Below are 20,070 nucleotides of genomic sequence, written 5' to 3'. Positions count from 1 at the left end.
TGCACCGGCTCAGTAGTCGTTCAGCATGGTGCCAAGCAGCGTGACGCCCGAACTGGCGAGAATCGAGGCGAGCTGGCCGATCTCGGAACTCTTCGTGTGGTCCTTGCGGCCGACGATCACGGCGCCGCGGGCGCGTTGCGCGATGACTTGCGCATCGGCCGCCTGCTGGGCCGAGGGCGTATCGATCAGGATCGCATCGAACTGCCTCGACAACTCGTTCAACAGCATGCCGAACTCCGCGCGACCAAGCAGTTCGAGGGGGTTCGGCGGCTGCGGCCCGGAGGGCAGCACCGCGAGATTCTGGACGCGCTCGATCTCGATGATCTCCTCGAGGCCGGCACGCCCGCTCAGGATGCCCGACAAGCCCATCCTGTTCTGCAGGCCGAAGAGCGCGTACTGCGAGGAGTGGCGCAGGTCGGCGTCTATGATCAGCGTGCGCTCGCCCAATTGGGCGAACACCACCCCGAGGTTCGCCGTGACGAAGCTCTTGCCGTCGCCGCGGTCGACGCTGGTCACGGCCAGCGTGGTCTGCCCGGGCGTTCCGTCGAACCAGCGAAGCATCAACTGACTTCGCAGGCCGCGAAGCGCTTCGGCGAAGGGCGAAGCGGGGTTGTCCGCGGTCACGAGGCCCGTCGACGCCTTCGCGCCCGACTCGTCGCCCACGGCATAGCCGAACTGCAAGGCCAGCGCGCGATCGACATCGGCTCGCTTGGCGAAGCCGAGCTTGATCGCCTGCTCGCCGAACCTGAGGTTGCTGGATCGCTGGGCCTGAAGCACCTTCTCGACCTGCTCCCTGGTGAGCCGCCCCCACGAGACCAGGATCTCACCGATCTTGAGCGTCGTCGTCGCCGTCGCGATCGCAGTGGACGGCGCTGCCGACGCGCCGCCCGCATTGTCGGACAGCGGAACAACCTGCTGAAGCTTGCCCATCTCTTTCATCTGAAACCCCGAAATCGAAGCCTGCCGCTCAGTTGCCCAGCCGCAGGCTCGGCGGCGCCACGGACGGCCCCGTGCTTCCGATCAGTCGCTGAGCGCGGCGTGTACTGGACGGCGGAAGCACGGCGAGCACGGGGATCTCCACGGCCTGGAGCAGGTCCTCGGCGGTCCGCACCGGCCGTTTGAGCGCCTCGATGGAAAGCGCCGCCAGCAGGCCCAGCAGGAGACCCACGAACGCGCCCACGATCATGTTGAGCAAGGGCTGCGGCCGGGCGGGTTCCGCGGGCACCAGGGCCGGCGAAAGGATGCTGAGGTTGGACTGCGGCGACAGGCTCTCGAGGTTCGTCTGCGTCAACCGCTGCGCAACGAGATCGAGAGCCCGCTGGGCATCCGCGACCTCGCGTTCCATGGCGAGCAACTGGTCTCGGTCCTTCCTGAGGCGAAGCACCTTCTCTCTCTGCGCGTCGAGGGCTGCTCGTATCTCCGCCTCGCGCTGCACGTTCGTCGATGCAGCAGCGGCGACGCTCCGCGAGACTTTCTCGATCTCGGCGTTCAGCCTGGAAGACAGCGCCGCAACCTCGGCCCTGGTGCTGACGTACTGGGGGTGATTCACGCCCAGGCGCGCGGACATCTCCTGGAGCCTTGCCTCGGCGCGCCCGAGCTCCGTCTTGAGCGCCTGGACCAGCGGGCTGCTCACGACTTCCGGCAGCGCTTCCCGGCCGTCTCGATCGATCGCTGCACGCCGCGCACGGCTTTCGGCCGCCATCCCCTGGACGGCCACCAGTTGGGTCGAGAGCTCCTGAAGGCGCTGGTTCTCGATGTCCAGGCGCTCGTCGGTGGCGACGATGCCGCTGGACTGCTGGAAGGCGGACATCTTCGCCTGCGCCTCGCGCAGCCTCTTGCGGTAGGCGGCGACCTGCTCCTCGAAGTAGTCCGCGCTCTGCTTGGCGGGCTCGGCCCGCAGAGCCAGGATAGCCTGCACGTACTGTCGGGCGAATGCGTTGGCCAGGTCGGCGGCGGTCTTGGGATTCCTGGCTTCGTAGGTGATGGTCAGCGTCGTGCCTTCGTTCGACGGTGTGACGCTGAGGCTCTTGAGCATCCCGGTGCTGAGCCAGGTCAGGATGTCGCCGGTGCCGCCGGTGTCCTGCTGCCACGCTGCGACGGTCTCCGGATCCTTGTCGAGGCCGATCTCGCGGATGACGGCGTGCACCACCCGGTCGCTCTCGACGATCTCCCTTTGCGTGGCCAGCAGGCCCCGAACGGTCTGCGGCGACGGCACCGTGCTTCCGAGGACGGGGTCGAGGGACTTGACGTCGACGAAGACCACCGTGGAGGAACTGTAGACCTTCGGCATCAGGAAACTTGCCGTGCCCACTGCACCGAGGGTGACCGCGAGGATCAGCGCGATCAGGCCGAGCCGCGATTTCAGGATTCGAAGGAGGAGCCCGAGATTCATGTTGATGTCCGCTTTGCGCACGAGGTCGAACTGCCGGCCGCAGCCGCGATTCTGACCGGACCTTGCCCAGAGGGAAGGCATTTAATCACGGCGCCGGCCCTCGCCTTCCACCCGCTGCGAGTCCCTTGCGGCGGCAGGGTCTTCCGCGAAGGACCGCCCTCCGCACGCGCCCTTGAGCGCCCTGGCCACGTCGGCCGCGATCCAGCGGTAGTCACGATGCCTCGCCACCCAGGCCCTGCCCTGCCGCCCCATCTCCGCGGCCCGCGCCTGGTCCCGCAACACGCTGAGGATGGCCCCGGCGAAGGCGCCGGAGGTCATCGGAACCGAGTATCCGCCACCGCTCTCCCGGACGACCTGGTCCTGGTCCGGCTGGTCGTTGCAGACCACGGGAAGTCCCAGGGCCAGGTACTCCACGGCCTTGGTCGGCGATCCCATGTCGAAGAGCTCGTCGCGGGGAATCGGTGACAAGCCTAACGTGGCGGTCGCCGCGATCGCAAGCCCTTCCTGATGGGGCAGCCAGCCGAAGAAGCGCGTGCAATGCGACGCGCCCTGCGCCTCGGCGTAAGCCTTCAGCCAGCCCCGTTCGTCCGGCGACTCCGCCTCCCCGATCACCAGCAGCGTGAAATCGGGCACCGATTCCGCAACCTCCCGAGCGGCGTCGACCATCGCCTCGAGTTCGCGGCGCCGGAGACGTTCGAGCGTTCCGAGGTAGACGGCCGCGCGCCCGCCCGGCCGGGAGGCGATGTCTCCGGCCTTCGAGGCGTCCGGCATGCGCGACGTGTCCACCCCCATCGGCACCGCGGAAACCCTCTCGTGTCGGAGCCCCCGGGCGCGAACGTACTCCAGCATCGCCGGCGACTGCACGAAGACGTACTCCGCAAGCGGAAGCATCACCCGGTACAGAGCGACCGAACTGGCGTGCCCGCGAAGCCAGGCGTAGGCCCGGCGGACGAAGCTCTCTCCGCCGTCGTCGTTCCTCGCGATCACGATGTACGTCTCGGCCATCGGAAACGACATCCAGTAGACGAACGGAATCCCGGCCAGCTTTGCCGCGACCAGCCCGACCAGGCCCAGCAGCGGCTTGTCCCTCACGACCAGCGCGTCGTAGCCCATGCGCGCCAGGCGAAGCAGGGAAAGCTGCTGCAGCAGGTCGCTCCACGCGAAGGACAGCTTTCCGCCGAAGCGTCTGATGTGGGCGGCACCTCCCTCCCACGGGGCATCGCTTGCAGAAGCGGGAGAAACTGCCACGAGGTCGACATCCACGCCCTGCGCCGGCAGGAAGCGGCCGAACAGGAGGCTCACATCGGGGCGGTAGGTCGGATGCGCCTCGGCGGGCGCGAAGAGCACCCGCAGCCGGGCGCCCTGCCTGGGCGCAGTCTCGGCGTCCAGCTGGCCGGCCGCCAACGCCGGCGCCGCCGAGCCGGGGCCGGACTTGCCAGTCTTGAGCATATGGATCTACCGCTCCCTGCCGAATGTTGCACCGGCGCAAGTCTTCCACGATACCGCGGGCGGGACCGTGCGGAATTCGGCATCCGATGGAGGACTCACCCGGAACCGGTGGCCTCGCGCGCGCAACATGTCCCGCGGAGCGCCCCCGGCGGGGGCTGGCCGACGGCCGTACGGCCTGCGCCCCGCGCGGCCGTGAAACCCGATCATACCCGGCTTCGCGGCCGGCCCCGCCCCGGGGCGGACGGGCCGGGACATCGCGCACGCGCACCGGGATCGCCACAGCGACACGGCCAGGAATGCCGCAGTGACCGCATTCACGGCCGCAAGCCCCGCCAGCGAACCGCACTTTCGAAGGCCGCGCGTCCCGGGCGGGTTACGCTGTCGCGGTCGCCTTCGGGCGGGCAGCGCGCGCGTTCTCGCGGGTATCTCCGATCCCGATGGCCGGCCTCACGCAGAGCCGTGAAAACGGTCACCCGCCCGCGACGCCTGTCATGAAAGAATTGTCAGATATCGTGACGGACCCCGAGATGCAGAAGAAGGGCAGCAGGGTGATGGCCATAGGGCTCGACGGCGCCGATCCCGTGCTCGTGGAGAAGTGGATCGCCGAGGGGCGCCTTCCGAACCTCGCTCGAATGCAGGCCGAGGGTGCATACGGCCGGCTGCGGAGCACGGTCGAGCTGCACGGGCAGCGCATGGAGGCCTTCTCCACCGAGCCGCTGTGGGTTGAGTTCGCCACCGGCTGCAAGCCGACCAAGACGGGCGCGTGGGACTCGATGGAGTACTTTCCAGACCGGTACCAGATCCGGAATCTGGACGAAGGATCTCCCGCCTTCGATGACTTCGATCCGTTCTACGCTTTGGGCGAGTCGAAGAAGGTCGCCGTGCTCGACGTCCCGATGGCGCGGCTTTCCGACCGCGTGAAGGGCCTCCAGGTCCTCGGCTGGGGCGGGCACTTCCCTCACACGGAGAGCAGGTCCCTCCCCGACGGGCTCCTCGGCGAGATCGTCGCAAGGCACGGCCGCAACCCGGTCCTCCACAACGACACGGGCATCTGGTGGGACCGGCGCTACGTGAAGTGGCTGGACGAGGCACTCGCGGAGAGCGTCGACGCGCGAGTCGGTGTTTGCGAGGATCTGCTCGCGCGAGACGAGTGGGACCTCTTCCTCGCGGTCTTCTCCGAAACCCACAGCGCCGGCCACGACGTCTACTGCTACAGCCAGCCGGACCATCCCCTCAACGCCCCCCTGACAGGGGGAGAGGGCGCCGGGGACCCGCTGCGAAAGGTCTACGAGGACGTGGACCGCGCGATCGGCAAGCTCATGGCCGCGGCACCGGCCGACGCGTTCTTCGTGTGCTTCTCCCTCCACGGCATGGGTCCCAACTACAGCGACCTGCTGAGTTCGGTCGTCCTGTCGGAGACCTTGTACAGGTGGTGCTTTCCCGGATCGATCGCGCTGGGCCCCGGGAAGGAGGGGAGCCCGCCCGGCGAGATCCTCACGTCCGCCCGGCGAGACTCGTGGGTCGGGGAGCTATGGTCGCGGTACAACAACGCCCCCTGGCCGATCCGCTTCGTCCGGTCGTGCCTGCCGGGCCGGCTCCTGAAGGCATCGTTCAACGGCCTGGCGTCGCCGTTCTCGGGCGAAGCGCAGGCCAATGCCATGCTGTGGCATCCGTCGATGTGGTATCGCCCGCTCTGGCCGCGGATGAAGGCCTTTGCCCTGCCCGGGTTCACGAAGGGACGGATCCGGATCAATCTCCAGGGGCGCGATCGCGATGGCATCGTTGCGCCGGGCGAGTATCACCGCGTGTGCGACGAAGTCACGCGGATTCTCCGCCGCTTGACGGATGGCCGGTCCGGCCGTCCGCTCGTCAAGGAGGTCTACAGGACCCGTGCGGACGACCTGGGGGACTTGCCTGGGTTGCCCGCGTTCGACCTCGACGTTCTGTGGGAGGAGCACATCACCGATGTCGTCGACAGCCCGGACATAGGCCGGATCGGCCCTGTTCCGCATTTCCGGGCCGGCGGCCACTGGAATCGGGGCTTCGTCGCTGCCACTGGACGCGGGATCCCGGCGGGCATGCGCCTCCCGGAGTCCGAGGCCGCGGATCTCGCGGCGACGATCCTGCGGATGATGGACCACCCGCTACCCGGGCACTACGACGGGCGGCCGCTGTTCGACACGCGGCCCCCCGGATAGCCTGCCCCCGACCACGCCCGAAGGCCCCGACGGCAGGGGTGCGGCAAACCCGGCAGGGGAATCCGGCATGCGGCGAGCGCCGTGGCCTGCGCCCTGCTTCTGGTGCGACTCACCCCCCCGCCAACCCCCCCAGCAACTCCACCTGCGCCTGCCGCCGCTTCGCACCCCTGCGCGCCTTGCGCTGCGCATAGCGCCCGTCGGAGTCCATCACCCAGGCGTTCAGGTTGTCGGCCAGGTGGACCTCGATTGCCTCCTCGATCACCCGGTCGCGCAGCTTGCGGTCGCGCACCGGGAAGGCCACCTCGACCCGCCTGAACAGGTTGCGGTCCATCCAGTCGGCCGACGACAGCCAGACGTCCTTCTTGCCGCCGTTCCAGAAGTAGTAGACGCGGCTGTGCTCGAGGAAGCGGCCCACGATCGAGCGCACCCGGATGTTCTCCGACAGCCCGGGCACGCCGGGTCGCAGCGCGCACACGCCGCGAACGATCAGGTCGACCTTCACGCCGGCATTGCTGGCGTCGTAGAGCGCCTCGATCACCGTGGGCTCGAGCAGCGCGTTGACCTTGGCGGCGATCCGCGCCTTGCGCCCCGCCCGGGCGTTGGCGGCCTCGCGCCGGATCGATGCGATCAGCATCTCGTGCAGCGTGAAAGGCGCCTGCGCGAGCTGCCTGAGCGTGCCGCGCTGGCCGAGCCCGGTGAGCCGCCGGAACACCTCGTGCACGTCGCTGCAGATGTCCTCGTTCGCGGTGAACAGGCCGAAGTCCTCGTAGAGCCTGGCGGTCTTCGGGTGGTAGTTGCCGGTGCCCAGGTGCGCGTAGCGGCGCAGCCGGGTGCCGCCCTTCCCTTCTTCGCGACGCAGCACCATCGCCATCTTCGCGTGGGTCTTGTGGCCGACCACTCCGTACACCACGTGCGCGCCGGCCCGCTCGAGCTTGTCGGCCCAGTTGATGTTGGTCTCCTCGTCGAAGCGGGCCATCAGCTCGACGACGACGGTGACCTCCTTGCCCGACTGGGCCGCGTCGATCAGCGCCTGCATCAGCGCCGAGTCGGCGCCGGTGCGGTACACGGTCTGCTTGATCGCCACCACCTTCGGGTCGCGCGCGGCGCTGACCAGGAACTCCATCACCGGCGCGAACGACTCGTAGGGGTGGTGCAGCAGGATGTCGTGCTTGCGGATCGCCGCGAACAGGTCCTTGTTGCGAAGCGGCGCCGGCACCGCCGGCTCGAAGGGCGGGAACTTGAGCTCGGGCAGGTCGACCAGGTCGATCACCTGCTGCAGGCGGACCAGGTTGACCGGCCCCGCCACCCGGTAGCAGTCGTGCTCGTCGAGCTCGAACTCGCGCAGCAGCAGCGCTACCAGCGAATCGGGGATGCCGGCCGACACCTCGAGCCGCACCTCGTCGCCGTAGTGGCGCTGCGACAGCTCGCCCTGCAGCGCCTCGCGCAGGTCGGTGACCTCCTCGTCGTCGACGAACAGGTCGCTGTCGCGGGTGAGCCGGAACTGGTGCACCGAACGCACCGTCATGCCGGGGAAGAGCCGGTCGACGAAGCCCTGCACGATCGAGGACAGCAGCATCACGCCGTGCGGCGCCCCCGAGACCTCGGGCGGCACCTTCAGCACCCGGGGCAGCACGCGCGGCGCCTGCACGACGGCCACGCCTGCCCGGCGGCCGAAGGCGTCCTGGCCCTGCAGCTCGACGATGAAGTTCAGGCTCTTGTTCAGGATGCGCGGGAACGGGTGCGAGGGGTCGAGCGCGATCGGCGTGAGCAGCGGCTCGACCTCGGAATCGAAGTAGCGCTCGGCCCAGGCGCGCTGCGCCTCGGTCCAGGTGCCGCTCAGGTGGATGACCACGCCGTGCGCGGCGAGCGCCGGCAGGATCGTGCCGTTGAGCAGCGCGTACTGGCGCTCGACCAGCTTGCGCGCCCGGTCGACGATCTCGTCGCGCGCCGCCCGGGCATCCGCCGGCTCGCGCCCGCGCAGCCTGAGCTGCTTGAGCTCGGCGATCCGGATCTCGAAGAACTCGTCGAGGTTGTTGCTGACGATCGTGAGGAATCGCAGCCGCTCGAGCAGCGGCATCGCCGGGTCCTCGGCCTGCGCGAGCACCCGCTCGTTGAAGGCGAGGATGCCGAGCTCCCGATTGAGCAGGTGGGGGCCTGCGGAGGCCGCGTCGTTCATCGCGCGAATCTTGCCCCGCTTTCGTGACGATCTGGTTACGGAAGGGCGAGGTGACACGGATTTGCCATACTGTCGAGCCAGATTCGAAGATGCCACAAGCCCACGCATGCCGGAAGAACAGTTGCTCGCCGCAGTCGACCTCGGGTCGAACAGCTTCAGGCTGATGATCGGGCGCGTCGCGCCCGAGGCCGGCGCCCACCGGATCGACCCGATCGACAACCTGAAGCGGACCGTGCGGCTGGCGGCCGGCCTGCGCGACGACGGCTCGCTCGACGCCGACGCGCAGACCCGCGGCGTCGAGGCGCTGGCGCGCTTCGGCGAGCGGCTGCGCTCGTTCGCGCCTCACGCGGTGCGCGCGGTGGCCACCAACACCTTGCGCGTGGCGAGCAACGCCGCGCACTTCCTGGCCACCGCCGAGGCGGCGCTCGGCTTCCCGATCGAGGTGATCTCCGGCCACGAGGAGGCCCGCCTGATCTACCTGGGCGCGGCGCACGCGCTGCCTCGCGACGGCCTGAACCGGCTGGTGATCGACATCGGCGGCGGCTCGACCGAGTGCATCGTGGGCAGCGATTTCGAGCCCGGGATCCTCGACTCGGCCGGCGTCGGCTGCGTGGCGCTGACGCGCCGCTTCTTCGCCGACGCGACGGTCGGCGAGGAGAGCTTCGGCCACGCCTACGCGGTGGCGAGGGCGCGCTTCGAGGAACTCTCGCAACCCTTCCTGGAAGCGGGCTGGGATTACGCGGTCGGCACTTCCGGGACGGCCAAGGCGCTCGTGCAGATCGCCCGTCTCGAGTTCGGCCGGCCCGCGCTCGATCGCGAGGGGCTCGCCCTGATCCGGGACGCGCTGCTCCAGGCCGGCAGCGCCGACGCGCTCGAATTGCAGGGCCTGAAGACGGATCGCAGGCCGGTGCTGGCAGGGGGCCTGGCCGTGATGCTGGCCGCCTTCGACGAGTTCGGCATCGAGTCGCTCGACTACTGCGGCGGCGCCCTGCGCCACGGGGTGCTGCACGACCTGGTGGGCCGCGCCGAGGGCGCCGACCCGCGCGTGCTGACGGTCAGGCGGATGATCGAGCGGCACGGAATCGACGCGCGCCACGCGGCCCGCGTGCGCGACACCGCGCTCGCGCTGTTCGACCAGGGGGCCCGCGCGTCGAAGGAGGAACTCCAGGCCCGCCGCAGGCTGCTCGAGTGGGCCGCGCTGCTCGCCGAGTGCGGAATGAGCATCTCGCACGAGGGCTTCCACAAGCATTCGGCCTACATCCTCAGCTGGGCCGACATGCCCGGCTTCTCGCGCCCCGAGCAGGAGACGCTGGCCCTGCTCGCGCTCGCGCAGGTCGGCGGGCTGCGCAAGCTGCGCGGCCGGATCGAGGACGAGCTGGGCTGGCTGATGGTGGTGGCGCTGCGGGTCGCGCGCATCCTGCACCGGGCGCGCGACGGCGACGAGGTGCCGCTGCCCGCGCTCTTCTTCAAGCGGGGCGGGCTGCGCCTCGAAGTGCCGCGCGACTGGGCCGCGCGCCAGCCGCTGGCCCACGCGAGCCTGGTCGACGAAGCGGCGCTGTGGAACGAGGCGAAGGTGTTCGGGCGCTTCGCCTACCAGACGATCTGAACGCGCCGCGGCACCGGATCTCCGGCCAGCCGCCTGCGCGACACCGCTCCCCTCAGCCCCGCCCGCCGACGAAGCGGCTCCGGTAGCGCGCCTTCAGCCCGTCCAGGTCGAGCATCATCGGAAAGTCTGCGCAATTGAACTGCGCGTCCACGTGCGGCTCGCCGAGCAGGCAGGCGCCGGCGCGCAGGTAGCCCTTGACCAGCGGCGGCGGCACCACGCCGGCGAGCGGCGCATGGCGCTCGGCCTCCAGCCGCTTGCGCGGCCAGACGCGCAGCGTGTCGTCGGCCAGGTGGCGCGCCGCCAGCTCGCGGTACAGGTTCGCCGCGAAGCCGCCGCCGTCGTCCATCGGCACGCTGACGCAACCGATCAGGTAGCGGACCTCGGAACGCGCGAGCAGCGCGCCCAGCCCCGACCAGAGCAGCATCATCACGCCGCCGGAGCGATGGTCGGCGCGCACGCAACTGCGACCGAGCTCGACCATCCGCTCGCGCAGCGGCGCGAGCCGCGTCAGCCAGAACTCGCCGTCGGCGTACAGGCAGCCGAGCCGGCGGGCGGCGCCCGGCATCAGCAGGCGGTAGGTGCCGACCACGTCGCCGGTGTCGCGCTCGACGACGACGAGGTGCTCGCAGAAGGGGTCGAAGACGTCGCGGTCGATGCCCTCGGGCGACTGCAGCGCGGCGCCCATCTCGCCCGCGAAGACCTGCCAGCGCAGCCGCATCGCGCGCTCGACTTCCGCCTGGTCGCGGGCGAGCCGCACTTCGAGGTTTCCCGCGACGGCGAGCGGGGCCCGCGCCGCGCCGGCGCGCGCGCGATGCGCGTCCGCGACACCGCCGAAGGGGCGGACGGCGCGCGCCTGTGCATCCGGTCTTTCGAGTATTGCCGACAAGGCTGTTCTCCGTTGCCTGTTCGGAGAACAGCCTGACCGGCCGGCTTTGCAGCCGCGTGACGGATCGATGAAGCTTCGGTGAAGCCCGCCGGCCGGCGGACGGCGAGCGATCGCCGGACTGCGGTTGGAGCCGGCGGCCACGCGGGAAGGCGTCAGACCAGGTCGGGCCCGATCACCGCGCGCAGCACGATCTGCGCCCTGCCCTCGCGCTCGCGGGTCGACAGCCACCAGGCCGCGCCCTTCTTCACGCTCCAGTCGGCCTCGGCGCCGGACAGCAGCAGGCTGGCCAGGCGCCCGAGCGCCGGCTGGTGGCCGACGAGGACGACGTAGCGGGTCCGGCCCTCGGGCCCCTCGGGCCAGTTCAGCGCGGCCAGGTGATCGGCCACGTCCAGCCCGGGCGCGATCCTCGGCTCGGTGCGGGCCTTCACGCCGAGCGCCGCGGCGGTCTCGCGGGCCCGCGCCGCCGGGCTGGCCAGCACCAGGTAGCGCTCGGGCAGCCGCGCGAGCAGCCAGCGCGCCACCCGGTCGGCCTGCTTTCGGCCGCGGTCGGTCAGGCGTCGCTCGAGGTCGACCTTCGGATCGTCGACCGCGTCGCCGGCATCGGCATGCCGCCAGAGGATCAGGTCCATTTCGGGCTCCGGAAAACCGGGATAGTCGCGCCGGGCGGTGACGGTTCGATGACGGCCGCCGGCCGCGCCCGGTCCGATGGCCCCGCGCGCCGGCCGCTCAGGCCTTCGAGGCCGCCTTCTCCTGCGCCTGCAGCCGCAGGTACTTCGCGAACAGCTGGTCGTGCGTCTCGGGACGCGACGGGTCCTTCGGAATGCAGGACACCGGACAGACCTGCACGCACTGCGGCTCGTCGTGGTGGCCGACGCACTCGGTGCACTTGTCCGGATCGATCTGGTAGATCTCCGGGCCCATGAAGATCGCGTCGTTCGGGCACTCGGGCTCGCAAACGTCGCAGTTGATGCACTCGTCGGTGATCATCAAGGCCATGTGGTCGGCCTCCGCTCGCTCCGCAGGAAGGTTCGTCGCGCCGACGAGCCGGTCATGACGCCGCTTCGTCGCCGGCCTCGGCGGCGCCGAGCTGGACCAGCTTGCGGCGCAGCCAGGCCTGCACCTGCGGCGCGACGAACTTCTCGACCTCGCCGCCCATCAGCGCGATCTCGCGCACCAGCGTGCCAGAGATGAACTGGTACTGGTCGGTGGGCGTCATGAAGATCGTCTCGACCTCGGGCATCAGGTGGCGGTTCATGCCGGCCAGCTGGAACTCGTACTCGAAGTCGCTGAGCGCGCGCAGGCCGCGCAGCACCACGTCGCCGTTCTGGGCCTTGACGAACTTGACCAGCAGGCCCGAGAAGCCGACGACCTCCACGTTCGGATACGGCGCGAGCACCTCGCGCGCGATCGCGATCCGCTCCTCGAGCGTGAAGATCGGCCGCTTGCCGCGGCTGTCGGCCACGGCCACGACGACCGTGTCGAAGAGCTTCGACGCTCGCCGGACCAGGTCCTCGTGCCCGCGCGTGAGCGGGTCGAAGGTGCCCGGATAGATCGCCCTGGTCATTCGTTCTCTCCCTGTTCGCCGGCCTCGGGGCCGGCGCGGCCCTCGCCGGCCGCCTCGACGAACAGATGATAATGGACTTGACCCGCGCGGCCCGAGCGCGCGAGCGCCATGCCCTCGGGCGGCTCGACCGGCGCCTCGCTCTCCACGTAGACGCTGGCGCCGGGCGCCAGCAGCGGGGCCAGCCGGGCCAGCGCCCTGGCCGCCAGGCCGCCGCCGAAGGGCGGATCGAGGAAGACCAGGTCGAAGCGCTCGCCTGCGGCCGCTCGCCGGTCGATCTCGGCGAGGGCATCGCCCGCGACCAGCTCGATGCGATCGCCCGCGCCGAGCCGGGCGATCGTGTCGCGGATCGCCGCGAGCGCGGCCCTATCACGCTCGATCATCAGCACGCGGGACGCCCCGCGCGATGCGGCCTCCAGCCCCAGCGCGCCGCTGCCCGCGAAGGCGTCGAGGCAGCGCAGTCCCGCCAGAGACTGGCCCAGCCAGTTGAAAAGCGTCTCGCGCACCCGGTCCGGCGTCGGCCGCAGGCCCGGCACGTCGGGCACCCGCAAGGGCGTGCGCTTCCAGTCGCCGCCGACGATCCGCACGCGATGCGGGGCCTCGGCCCCCCGCGGCCGGTGGCCGCCGGCGCGCCGCGCGCCGGCCGCGTCAGCGCGGCCCCGGCTCACCGTCGCCGACCACGACCGTCGCCAGCGCCGCGGGGTCCACGTTGCGCGCGAAGGCATCGCGAACCTGCTCGAGCGTGACCGCCGACACGCGGTCGGTCCAGCGCTCGAGGTAGTCGAGCGGCAGCCGGTAGAAGCCGATCATCGCGAGGTTGTCGAGGATCTTGCGGTTGGAGTCGATCCGCAGCGCGAAGCCGCCGACCAGGTTGTCCTTGGCCGCGGCGAGCTCCTTTTCGGTCGGCCCTTCGCGCACGAAGCGCTCGAGGGTCTCGCGGACCACCTTCAGCGCCTCGCCGGTCTGGGCCTTCTGCGTCTGCAGGCCGATCGTGAAGGGCCCGGGCTGCAGTTGCGGCGAAAAATACGAGTACACGCTGTAGGCCAGCCCGCGCTTCTCGCGCACCTCGCTGTACAGGCGCGACACGAAGCCGCCGCCGCCCAGCACGTAGTTGCCGACGAACAGCGGGAAGAAGTCCGGGTGGCCCCGCTCGATCGCCGGCGCGCCGATCAGGATGTGGCTCTGGGAGGCGGGGTGTGCGATCCGGCGCTCGACCGCCTCGCCGAGCCGCCGGACCTTGGGCAGCCCGGGCCGGTCCGCGCCCGCCGGCAGGTCCTTCGTGAGCCGCTCGGCGATCGCCTCGGCCTGCTCGCGGGTGATCGCGCCGATCATCGCGACGACCGCGCGGCGCGCGTCGTAGTGGTCGCGGTGGAAGCGGACCAGGTCTTCGCGGGCGATCGCCGCGACGGTGGCTTCGGCGGCCTCGCGGCCGTAGGGGTGATCGCCGTAGAGCAGTTCGCCGAAGCTGCGACGCGCGATCGTCTCGGGCTTGGTGCCCGCCTCGCGGATCGACAGGATCCAGCGCTGGCGCTCGCGCTCGAGCACCGCTTCGGGAAAGCTCGGCGCGGCCAGGATCCGGGCGAGCAGCGACACGGACTCGTCGAGCTCGGCCTTGCCGGTCAGCGTGCGCAGGCTCACGCCTGCCCGGTCGTCGCCGGCCCCCCCGCCGCGCTGGGCGCCGATCCGCGCGAAGCGCTCGGCGATCTCGGCCTCGCCCATCGGCCGGTCGCCGTCGGTGCCGCGCGCCAGCATCGCGTTGGTCAGCGACGCGAGGCCGGTCTTGCCGGCCGGGTCGTAGCGGCCGCCGGCGTCGAACTCGACGCTCAGGTCGAGCATCGGGATCGCGTCTGCCCGCACGAAATAGACCCGCGCTCCCGACGAGGCGGTCCAGTGCTGGATCGGCAGGGCCGCCTGGGCGGCGCCGGCCAGCAGCGCCAGCGCCAGCGCCGCCAGCACCCGCGCGCGCATGCGCAGAATCGTCTTCAGCATCGTCGCCCCTCGCTCAGTGCCGCCCGGCCGGCGGCGGCCTGCGCTGCGCCTTCGGATCGATCGGCTGCGGCTTCAGCGTGACCACGGTGAGCGCGTCGTCGCCGAAATACTTCCGCGCGACGGCCTGAACGTCGGCAGCGGTCACCGCGCGGACCTTGTCGAGAATCCGGTCGGCGTCGCGATGCGAATAGCCGGAAACCTCGAGGCCGCCGATCTCCATCGCCTGGGCCATCACCGAATCGCGCTTGTAGATCTGGCCGGCGACGTACTGCGCGCGGATCCGCTGCAGCTCGTCCTCGCGTACGCCCTCGTCCGCGATCCGGGCGATCTCGGCCCGCAGCGCGCGCTCGAGCGACGCGGTGTCCTGGCCCTCGGACGGCGTGCCGTCGAGCAGGAACAGCGCCGGCCCGCGGCCGGTCAGGCCGTAGCTCGCGCCGACCTCGCTGGCCACGCGGGAGCCGCGCACCAGGTTGCGCGTGAGCCGGCCGTTCTCGTCGCCGTCGAGCACTGCGGCCAGCATCTCCAGCGCATAGGGCTCGGCCTCGTTCTCCACGTCGGCCAGGCGCGGAACCTTGTAGCCCATCATCAGGTAGGGGTTCTCTGCCGGCGCCTCGACCGCGAGCCGCCGGATCCCGCGCTGGGCGGGCTCGTCCTGCGGCTTGCGCGGCGGCACCGGCTTCGCGTCGATGCGGCCGTAGGTCTGCTCGGCGAGCGCCCAGACCTCGTCGGCCGAGACGTCGCCGGCGACCACCAGCACCGCGTTCGAGGGCGTGTACCACTGCGCGTACCAGTCGCGCACGTCGGCGGCGGTCATCGACTCGAGGTCGCTCATCCAGCCGACGACCGGCTTGCGGTAGGGCGAGGCCACGAACGCGCCGGCCATCAGTTGCTCGTAGACCAGCGCGGAGGCGCGGTCCTCGGTGCGCCAGCGGCGCTCTTCCATCACCACCCTGATCTCGCGGGCGAACTCCTCGTCGTCGACGACCAGGTTCGCCATCCGGTCGGCCTCGAGCCGCATCATCTCGGCCAGGTGCGAGCGGTGGATCTGCTGGAAATAGCCGGTGTAGTCGCGCGAGGTGAAGGCGTTCTCCCGCCCGCCGCGCTCGGCCACCCGCCGCGAGAACTCGCCGACCGCGAGCGACTTCGTGCCCTTGAACATCATGTGCTCGAGCACGTGCGAGATGCCGGTGAGCCCGTTGAGCTCGTCGATCGAGCCGATCCGGTAGAGCACCAGGTGCACGACGGTCGGCGCGCGGCGGTCCTCGCGCACCAGCACCTTCATGCCGTTGGGCAGCGTGCGCTCGAACGTGACGGCGGCGGCCGTCGTCGAAGATGCCGCGGGCGTCGGCGCGACGGCCGGCGCCACGACCTCCCTGGCCGGCAGCAGCGGGGACAGTGCCAGCATCGCCGCGGCGACGAGCGGGCGAGCGATCCGATGGGGCATCGTGTGCACAGGTAGAATCCGGGGCGCTGAGTGTAGCCATGTTCGGATTCCTTCGTCGAAAAAAACCCGCCCAGCCGACCGGGGTCCCCGAGACCGCGGCGGAGCAGCCGCCGTTCGCCGGGCAGGCGGAGCGATCGGCGCCCGAGCCGGCGCAGCCTGCAGAGGCGTCGCCGCTTGCCGCCGCGCCGTCGCGCGTCCCGGAGGCGAAGGCCCCGGGGTCGTCGTCCGTCCCGGTATCGCCGGCCGCGTCGGCTTCTCCGCCGGAACCCGCGCTGGCCGGCGCCGAGCCGTCCGTCGGCGGAAGGCCGCTCCCCGGTGTGGAAGCCCCCGCCGCCGAGGAGCCGTCGTCGGCGACCGCGGCGCCCGCCCGCGCCGGCTGGCTTTCGCGGCTCAAGCAGGGCCTGTCGAAGACCCGCGGCAACCTGGCCGGCATCTTCAGCGGCGCGAGGATCGACGAAGCGCTCTACGAGGAGCTCGAGACCGCGCTGCTGATGAGCGACGCCGGGGTCGAGACCACCCAGCACCTGCTCGAATCGCTGCGGCAGAAGGTGCGTCGCGAGCGGATCGAGGATGCCGAAGGCGTGCGCAAGGCGCTGCGCGGGCTGCTGGCCGACCTGCTGCGCCCGCTCGAGCGCCCGATCGACATCGACGCCGCCGAACCGCTGGTGATGATGATCGCCGGCGTCAACGGGGCGGGCAAGACGACCTCGATCGGCAAGCTCGCCCGGCACTTGCAGCGCGAGGGCAAGACCGTCCTGCTCGCCGCCGGCGACACCTTCCGCGCGGCGGCGCGCGAGCAGCTGGTCGAATGGGGCTCGCGCAACGGCGTGCAGGTCATCTCGCAGCAGGGCGGCGACCCCGCGGCCGTCGCCTTCGATGCGGTCAACGCCGGGCGGGCCCGCGGCGCCGGCGTCGTGATGATCGACACCGCCGGCCGCCTGCCGACCCAGCTCCACCTGATGGACGAGCTGAAGAAGATCCACCGGGTGATCGGCAAGGCGATGCCGGGCGCGCCGCACGAGGTGCTGGTGGTGCTCGACGGGAACACCGGCCAGAACATGCTCGCGCAGGTGCGGGCCTTCGACGAGGCGATCGGCGTGACCGGACTGATCGTCACCAAGCTCGACGGCACGGCCAAGGGCGGCACGCTGGCGGCGCTGGCCTGGACGCGCCGCGACAAGCCGATCCCGGTCTGCTTCATCGGCGTCGGCGAGGGCATCGACGACCTGCAGGGCTTCTCCGCCGACGAGTTCGCCTCGGCGCTGCTCGACTGACGAGCGGCGGCGCAGCCGCCGTGAACGGCATCACGGGCCCCTCGCCTTTCGTCGGCCGGCCGGCCCCTTCGGTTCCCGGTTCGCTGCCCCGGAAGGGTGCGGCCCCTACTCTTTGCGGCGACATCCCTCGGGAAATCCCCCAAAGACCGCCCGTCGCCGAGCATGCCCGATCCGCTGAGCCTCGCGCTCCCTACCCTCTTCTTCGCCGGTTCGATGGCCGGCCTGCTTGCGGCGCTGATCCTGCTGGTCCCGGGCAGCGCCGCCGGCCGCGAGCAGCCCGGCGTCAGGCCGATCGGCTGGTCGATGGCGCTCGGCGCCGCGTCGATGTTCGTCCTGTGGCTCGAGAGCAGGGATGCCGCCGCCGGTCCGGTGCCGGTTGCGGGCATCCTGGCCCTGGGCCAGGCGGCGCTGCTGCTGCAGGGCTGCCTCGGCCTGTTCGGCGGCCGTCAGCCGGCCTGGCTGACGCCGATCCTGCTTGCCGCAGCGGCGCCCGCCTACGCGGCCACCCTGCTGGCCTGGCCGCCGCCCGCGAGCTTCCTGCTGATCGCCGGCCTGCACGCCGGCTTTTGCGGCCTGGCGGCCTTCCACGCGCTGCGCGCCCGCGAGCGGACCGGCCGAAGCTTCCGCATCGGCTTCGGCTCGCTGTACGGCCTGCTCGCGCTGCTGACCGTGGCGCGGGTCGCGGACGTGCTCGCGGGCGGCATCGAGGGCGCGCCCCGCGGCGTCTACACCGAGACGCCCCTGCACGAAGCCGCGGCGCTGGTCTGGGCCCTGTCGCCGCTGCTGACCGCCCTGACGGTTCTAGGCATGCTGAACGCCCGGATGTCGAGAAAGCTCCTGGAGCAAGCGCTCACCGACGAACTTACCGGGGTCCACACCCGCCGGCACCTGCTCGACGAAGCGCCGCGCATGCTGGCGCGCCAGCGCGCGCAGCGGCGTCGCGGCGCGGTGATGATGCTCGACCTCGACCACTTCAAGCGCATCAACGACGACCACGGCCATCGCGCCGGCGACCTGGTACTGCGGCGCGCGGCGCTGACGATGCGCAGGGCCCTGCGCGCGGACTCCCTGCTGGCGCGCTACGGCGGCGAGGAGTTCTGCGCAGTCGTGCCGGTGCACAGCGAGGCCGATGCCGCGGCGGCGGCGGAACGGGTCCGCCTTGCGCTGTCGGCACAGCCGGTCACGGTCGGCAAGCGCCAGATCAGGCTGACCGTCAGCATCGGTCTGGCGGTGCAGCGCGGCGACCTGCGTTTCGACGAACTGCTGGCGATCGCCGACGACGCGGTCTACCAGGCCAAGGCCCGGGGCAGGAACTGCGTGGCCGGGCCGGGCGTGACCGGCGCGGGCGCGCAGGCCGCGGTCAGCCCGCGCGCGCGGCCTCGGCCTGGGCCGCGGGCTCGGCCCGCTTGAAGGCGTCGAGCGTCATGCACTCGTCGAAGATCCGCATCGTGCGCGGATAGCGCTCCAGCTTCGTCTCGTAGCGCCGCGCGTTGAAGATCTGGGGCACCAGGCAGACGTCGGCCATCGTGACCGAGTCGCCGTGACAGAAGCGGCCCGCGCCGCCGTCGGCGAGCTGGCGCTCGAAGGCGGCCAGGCCTTCGTCGCACCAGTGCCGGTACCAGACGCCGATCTGGTCGTCGTCCCGGCCGAGCTCGCGCTTGAGGTACTTGAGCACCCGCAGGTTGTTCAGCGGGTGGATCTCGGCGGCGATCAGCAGCGACAGCGATCGTACCCTCGCCCTGTCGACCGGGTCGGTGGGCAGCAGCTTCGGGCCGGGCTTGGTCTCGTCGAGGTACTCCATGATCGCGAGCGACTGGTTCAGGTGCAGCGGCCCGTCGACCAGCGTGGGGACCAGGGCCTGCGGGTTCACCCCGATGTACGGCTCGCCCTTGTGCTGGCCCTCGGGGAGCCAGATCACCTCCGGCTCCCACGGCAGTCCCTTGAGGTTCAGCGCGATCCGGACGCGGAACGCGGCCGAGCTGCGGAAATAGGTATAGAGCTTCAGCATCGTCTTCTCCCGGGCAGGGTGTGTGGGGGTCCGCGGCCGATCGCCGGGAATCTAGCATCAGTCGGCCCCGACGACCGGGTCTGGCACTCTCGGCCCGAGAGTGCTAATCTTATGAAAAGTCCGGAACTGACCGATCGGTCATTTAGACGCGGCAGCCTCCCCGGACATCTGGAGAAACGAACGCCAATGTCCAAGCAGATTTCGACCGCGATCGTTCCTGCCACCGCCTCGATGTCGATGCTGGCGGTGCCTGCCGTCGGAAACATCGATGCGTACATCTCGGCCGTCAACCGCCTGCCGATGCTGTCGGCCGAGCGCGAAACCGAGCTCGCAAGAAACTTTCGTGAGCGCCAGGACCTGGACGCCGCAAAGGAGCTGGTGCTCTCGCACCTGAGGCTGGTCGTTTCGATCTCCCGACAGTACCTCGGCTACGGCCTGCCCCACGCCGACCTGATCCAGGAAGGCAACATCGGCCTGATGAAGGCGGTCAAGCGCTTCGATCCCGAGCGGGGCGTGCGGCTCGTTTCCTTCGCGCTTCACTGGATCAAGGCCGAGATCCACGAGTACATCCTGAAGAACTGGCGGATGGTCAAGGTGGGCACCACCAAGGCCCAGCGCAAGCTCTTCTTCAACCTGCGCTCGATGAAATCGGGCCCGGGCACGCTCAGCGCCGGCGAGGTGGACGCGATCGCCCGCGAGCTGAACGTTCGCGAAAAGGACGTCGTCGAGATGGAAACCCGGCTGTCGGGCCAGGACATGGCGCTCGACCTGCAGTCGGACGACGGCGAGGAGCAGTATTCGCCGATCGCCTGGCTCGCCGCGCCGCAGGCCGATCCGACCCAGGTCCTCGAGGCCCGGCAGCGCGACCGGCTGCAAGGCGAAGGGCTGGCCCAGGCGCTCGAGGAGCTCGACCCGCGCAGCCGCCGGATCGTCGAGGCGCGCTGGCTGCGCGACGAATCCGAGGGCGGCACCCTGACCCTGCACGAGCTGGCCGCCGAGTTCGGCGTCTCGGCGGAGCGGATCCGGCAGATCGAGGCGAAAGCGCTGCAGAAGATGAAAGGTCTGCTCGCGTCTTACGCCTAAGGGA

General features: G+C 70.8%; 16 protein-coding genes and 1 pseudogene. 5 read left to right on the top strand and 12 right to left on the bottom strand.

The genetic code is table 11. The annotated features are described in order from the left end of the window. Positions 1–9: 9 nt before the first annotated feature. Genes M6I34_RS14450 through M6I34_RS14440 form a run of 3 tightly spaced genes read right to left on the bottom strand, consistent with a single transcriptional unit; the run spans position 10 to position 3,796 of the window. Positions 10–930 (bottom strand): polysaccharide biosynthesis tyrosine autokinase, encoded by a 921-nt coding sequence (locus M6I34_RS14450; protein WP_272486380.1) that lies wholly within the window; start codon positions 928–930, stop codon positions 10–12. A 37-nt stretch (positions 931–967) separates the two neighbouring features. Continuing rightward, positions 968–2,473 carry a chain length determinant protein EpsF gene (gene epsF / locus M6I34_RS14445; protein WP_272486379.1) on the bottom strand — a complete coding sequence of 502 codons (1,506 nt, stop codon included), beginning with the start codon at positions 2,471–2,473 and terminating at the stop codon, positions 968–970. Continuing rightward, positions 2,474–3,796, bottom strand: coding sequence for a glycosyltransferase (locus M6I34_RS14440; protein WP_272486378.1), 1,323 nt, complete (start codon positions 3,794–3,796; stop codon positions 2,474–2,476). It abuts the gene before it with no gap. A gap of 482 nt (positions 3,797–4,278) precedes the next feature. Here M6I34_RS14440 and M6I34_RS14435 point away from each other — a divergent pair, with 482 nt between their 5' ends. Next, positions 4,279–6,039 carry an alkaline phosphatase family protein gene (locus M6I34_RS14435; RefSeq protein ID WP_272486377.1) on the top strand — a complete coding sequence of 587 codons (1,761 nt, stop codon included), beginning with the start codon at positions 4,279–4,281 and terminating at the stop codon, positions 6,037–6,039. 109 nt (positions 6,040–6,148) lie between these two features. On the opposite strand, the gene ppk1 is transcribed toward M6I34_RS14435, so the two are convergent. After that, a complete protein-coding gene (gene ppk1 / locus M6I34_RS14430) occupies positions 6,149–8,215 on the bottom strand; it encodes a polyphosphate kinase 1 (RefSeq protein WP_272486376.1) in 2,067 nt (688 codons plus the stop codon). Positions 8,216–8,321: 106 nt separating this feature from the next. On the opposite strand from ppk1, the gene M6I34_RS14425 reads away from it, so the two are divergent. Further along, complete coding sequence (locus M6I34_RS14425; protein WP_272486375.1) at positions 8,322–9,821, top strand: Ppx/GppA phosphatase family protein; 1,500 nt, start codon at positions 8,322–8,324, stop codon at positions 9,819–9,821. A 52-nt stretch (positions 9,822–9,873) separates the two neighbouring features. Here the strand turns inward: M6I34_RS14425 and M6I34_RS14420 are convergent, their stop codons facing one another. From M6I34_RS14420 to M6I34_RS14390, 7 genes and pseudogenes are all read right to left on the bottom strand, one after another. Further along, positions 9,874–10,578 (bottom strand): GNAT family N-acetyltransferase, encoded by a 705-nt coding sequence (locus M6I34_RS14420; RefSeq protein ID WP_272486374.1) that lies wholly within the window; start codon positions 10,576–10,578, stop codon positions 9,874–9,876. A gap of 281 nt (positions 10,579–10,859) precedes the next feature. After that, positions 10,860–11,336 carry a SixA phosphatase family protein gene (locus M6I34_RS14415; protein WP_272486373.1) on the bottom strand — a complete coding sequence of 159 codons (477 nt, stop codon included), beginning with the start codon at positions 11,334–11,336 and terminating at the stop codon, positions 10,860–10,862. Between the two features lie 97 nt (positions 11,337–11,433). Beyond that, a pseudogene (locus M6I34_RS14410) lies at positions 11,434–11,769 on the bottom strand (YfhL family 4Fe-4S dicluster ferredoxin); the annotation flags it as partial. Next, complete coding sequence (gene coaD / locus M6I34_RS14405; protein ID WP_272486371.1) at positions 11,756–12,271, bottom strand: pantetheine-phosphate adenylyltransferase; 516 nt, start codon at positions 12,269–12,271, stop codon at positions 11,756–11,758. The pseudogene M6I34_RS14410 and the gene coaD, both read right to left, overlap by 14 nt. After that, the gene (gene rsmD, locus M6I34_RS14400) at positions 12,268–12,993 is read right to left on the bottom strand and encodes a 16S rRNA (guanine(966)-N(2))-methyltransferase RsmD (RefSeq protein WP_418953523.1); all 726 of its coding nucleotides are present in this window, start codon (positions 12,991–12,993) and stop codon (positions 12,268–12,270) included. Before rsmD ends, coaD begins: the two co-directional genes overlap by 4 nt. Next, positions 12,917–14,257, bottom strand: a complete 1,341-nt coding sequence (locus tag M6I34_RS14395; RefSeq protein ID WP_272486369.1) for a M16 family metallopeptidase — start codon at positions 14,255–14,257, stop codon at positions 12,917–12,919. Before M6I34_RS14395 ends, rsmD begins: the two co-directional genes overlap by 77 nt. Positions 14,258–14,270: 13 nt before the next feature. Next, positions 14,271–15,701, bottom strand: a complete 1,431-nt coding sequence (locus M6I34_RS14390; RefSeq protein ID WP_272486368.1) for a M16 family metallopeptidase — start codon at positions 15,699–15,701, stop codon at positions 14,271–14,273. A gap of 38 nt (positions 15,702–15,739) precedes the next feature. Here M6I34_RS14390 and ftsY point away from each other — a divergent pair, with 38 nt between their 5' ends. Both ftsY and M6I34_RS14380 read left to right on the top strand, forming a co-directional pair. Continuing rightward, a complete protein-coding gene (ftsY, locus tag M6I34_RS14385; RefSeq protein WP_272486367.1) occupies positions 15,740–16,975 on the top strand; it encodes a signal recognition particle-docking protein FtsY in 1,236 nt (411 codons plus the stop codon). Between the two features lie 162 nt (positions 16,976–17,137). Beyond that, complete coding sequence (locus tag M6I34_RS14380; protein ID WP_272486366.1) at positions 17,138–18,385, top strand: GGDEF domain-containing protein; 1,248 nt, start codon at positions 17,138–17,140, stop codon at positions 18,383–18,385. On the opposite strand, the gene maiA is transcribed toward M6I34_RS14380, so the two are convergent. After that, complete coding sequence (gene maiA, locus M6I34_RS14375) at positions 18,336–18,980, bottom strand: maleylacetoacetate isomerase (protein WP_272486691.1); 645 nt, start codon at positions 18,978–18,980, stop codon at positions 18,336–18,338. The genes M6I34_RS14380 and maiA overlap by 50 nt on opposite strands. A 189-nt stretch (positions 18,981–19,169) precedes the next feature. Between maiA and rpoH the strand changes: the two genes are divergently transcribed. Then, the gene (rpoH, locus tag M6I34_RS14370; protein ID WP_418953522.1) at positions 19,170–20,066 is read left to right on the top strand and encodes an RNA polymerase sigma factor RpoH; all 897 of its coding nucleotides are present in this window, start codon (positions 19,170–19,172) and stop codon (positions 20,064–20,066) included. The last annotated feature ends 4 nt before the right edge of the window (positions 20,067–20,070 follow it).

The organism is Zeimonas sediminis, assembly GCF_023721795.1.
Taxonomy (GTDB): Bacteria; Pseudomonadota; Gammaproteobacteria; order Burkholderiales; family Burkholderiaceae_E; genus Zeimonas; species Zeimonas sediminis.
This window is presented reverse-complemented; position numbering and strand designations above follow the sequence as displayed.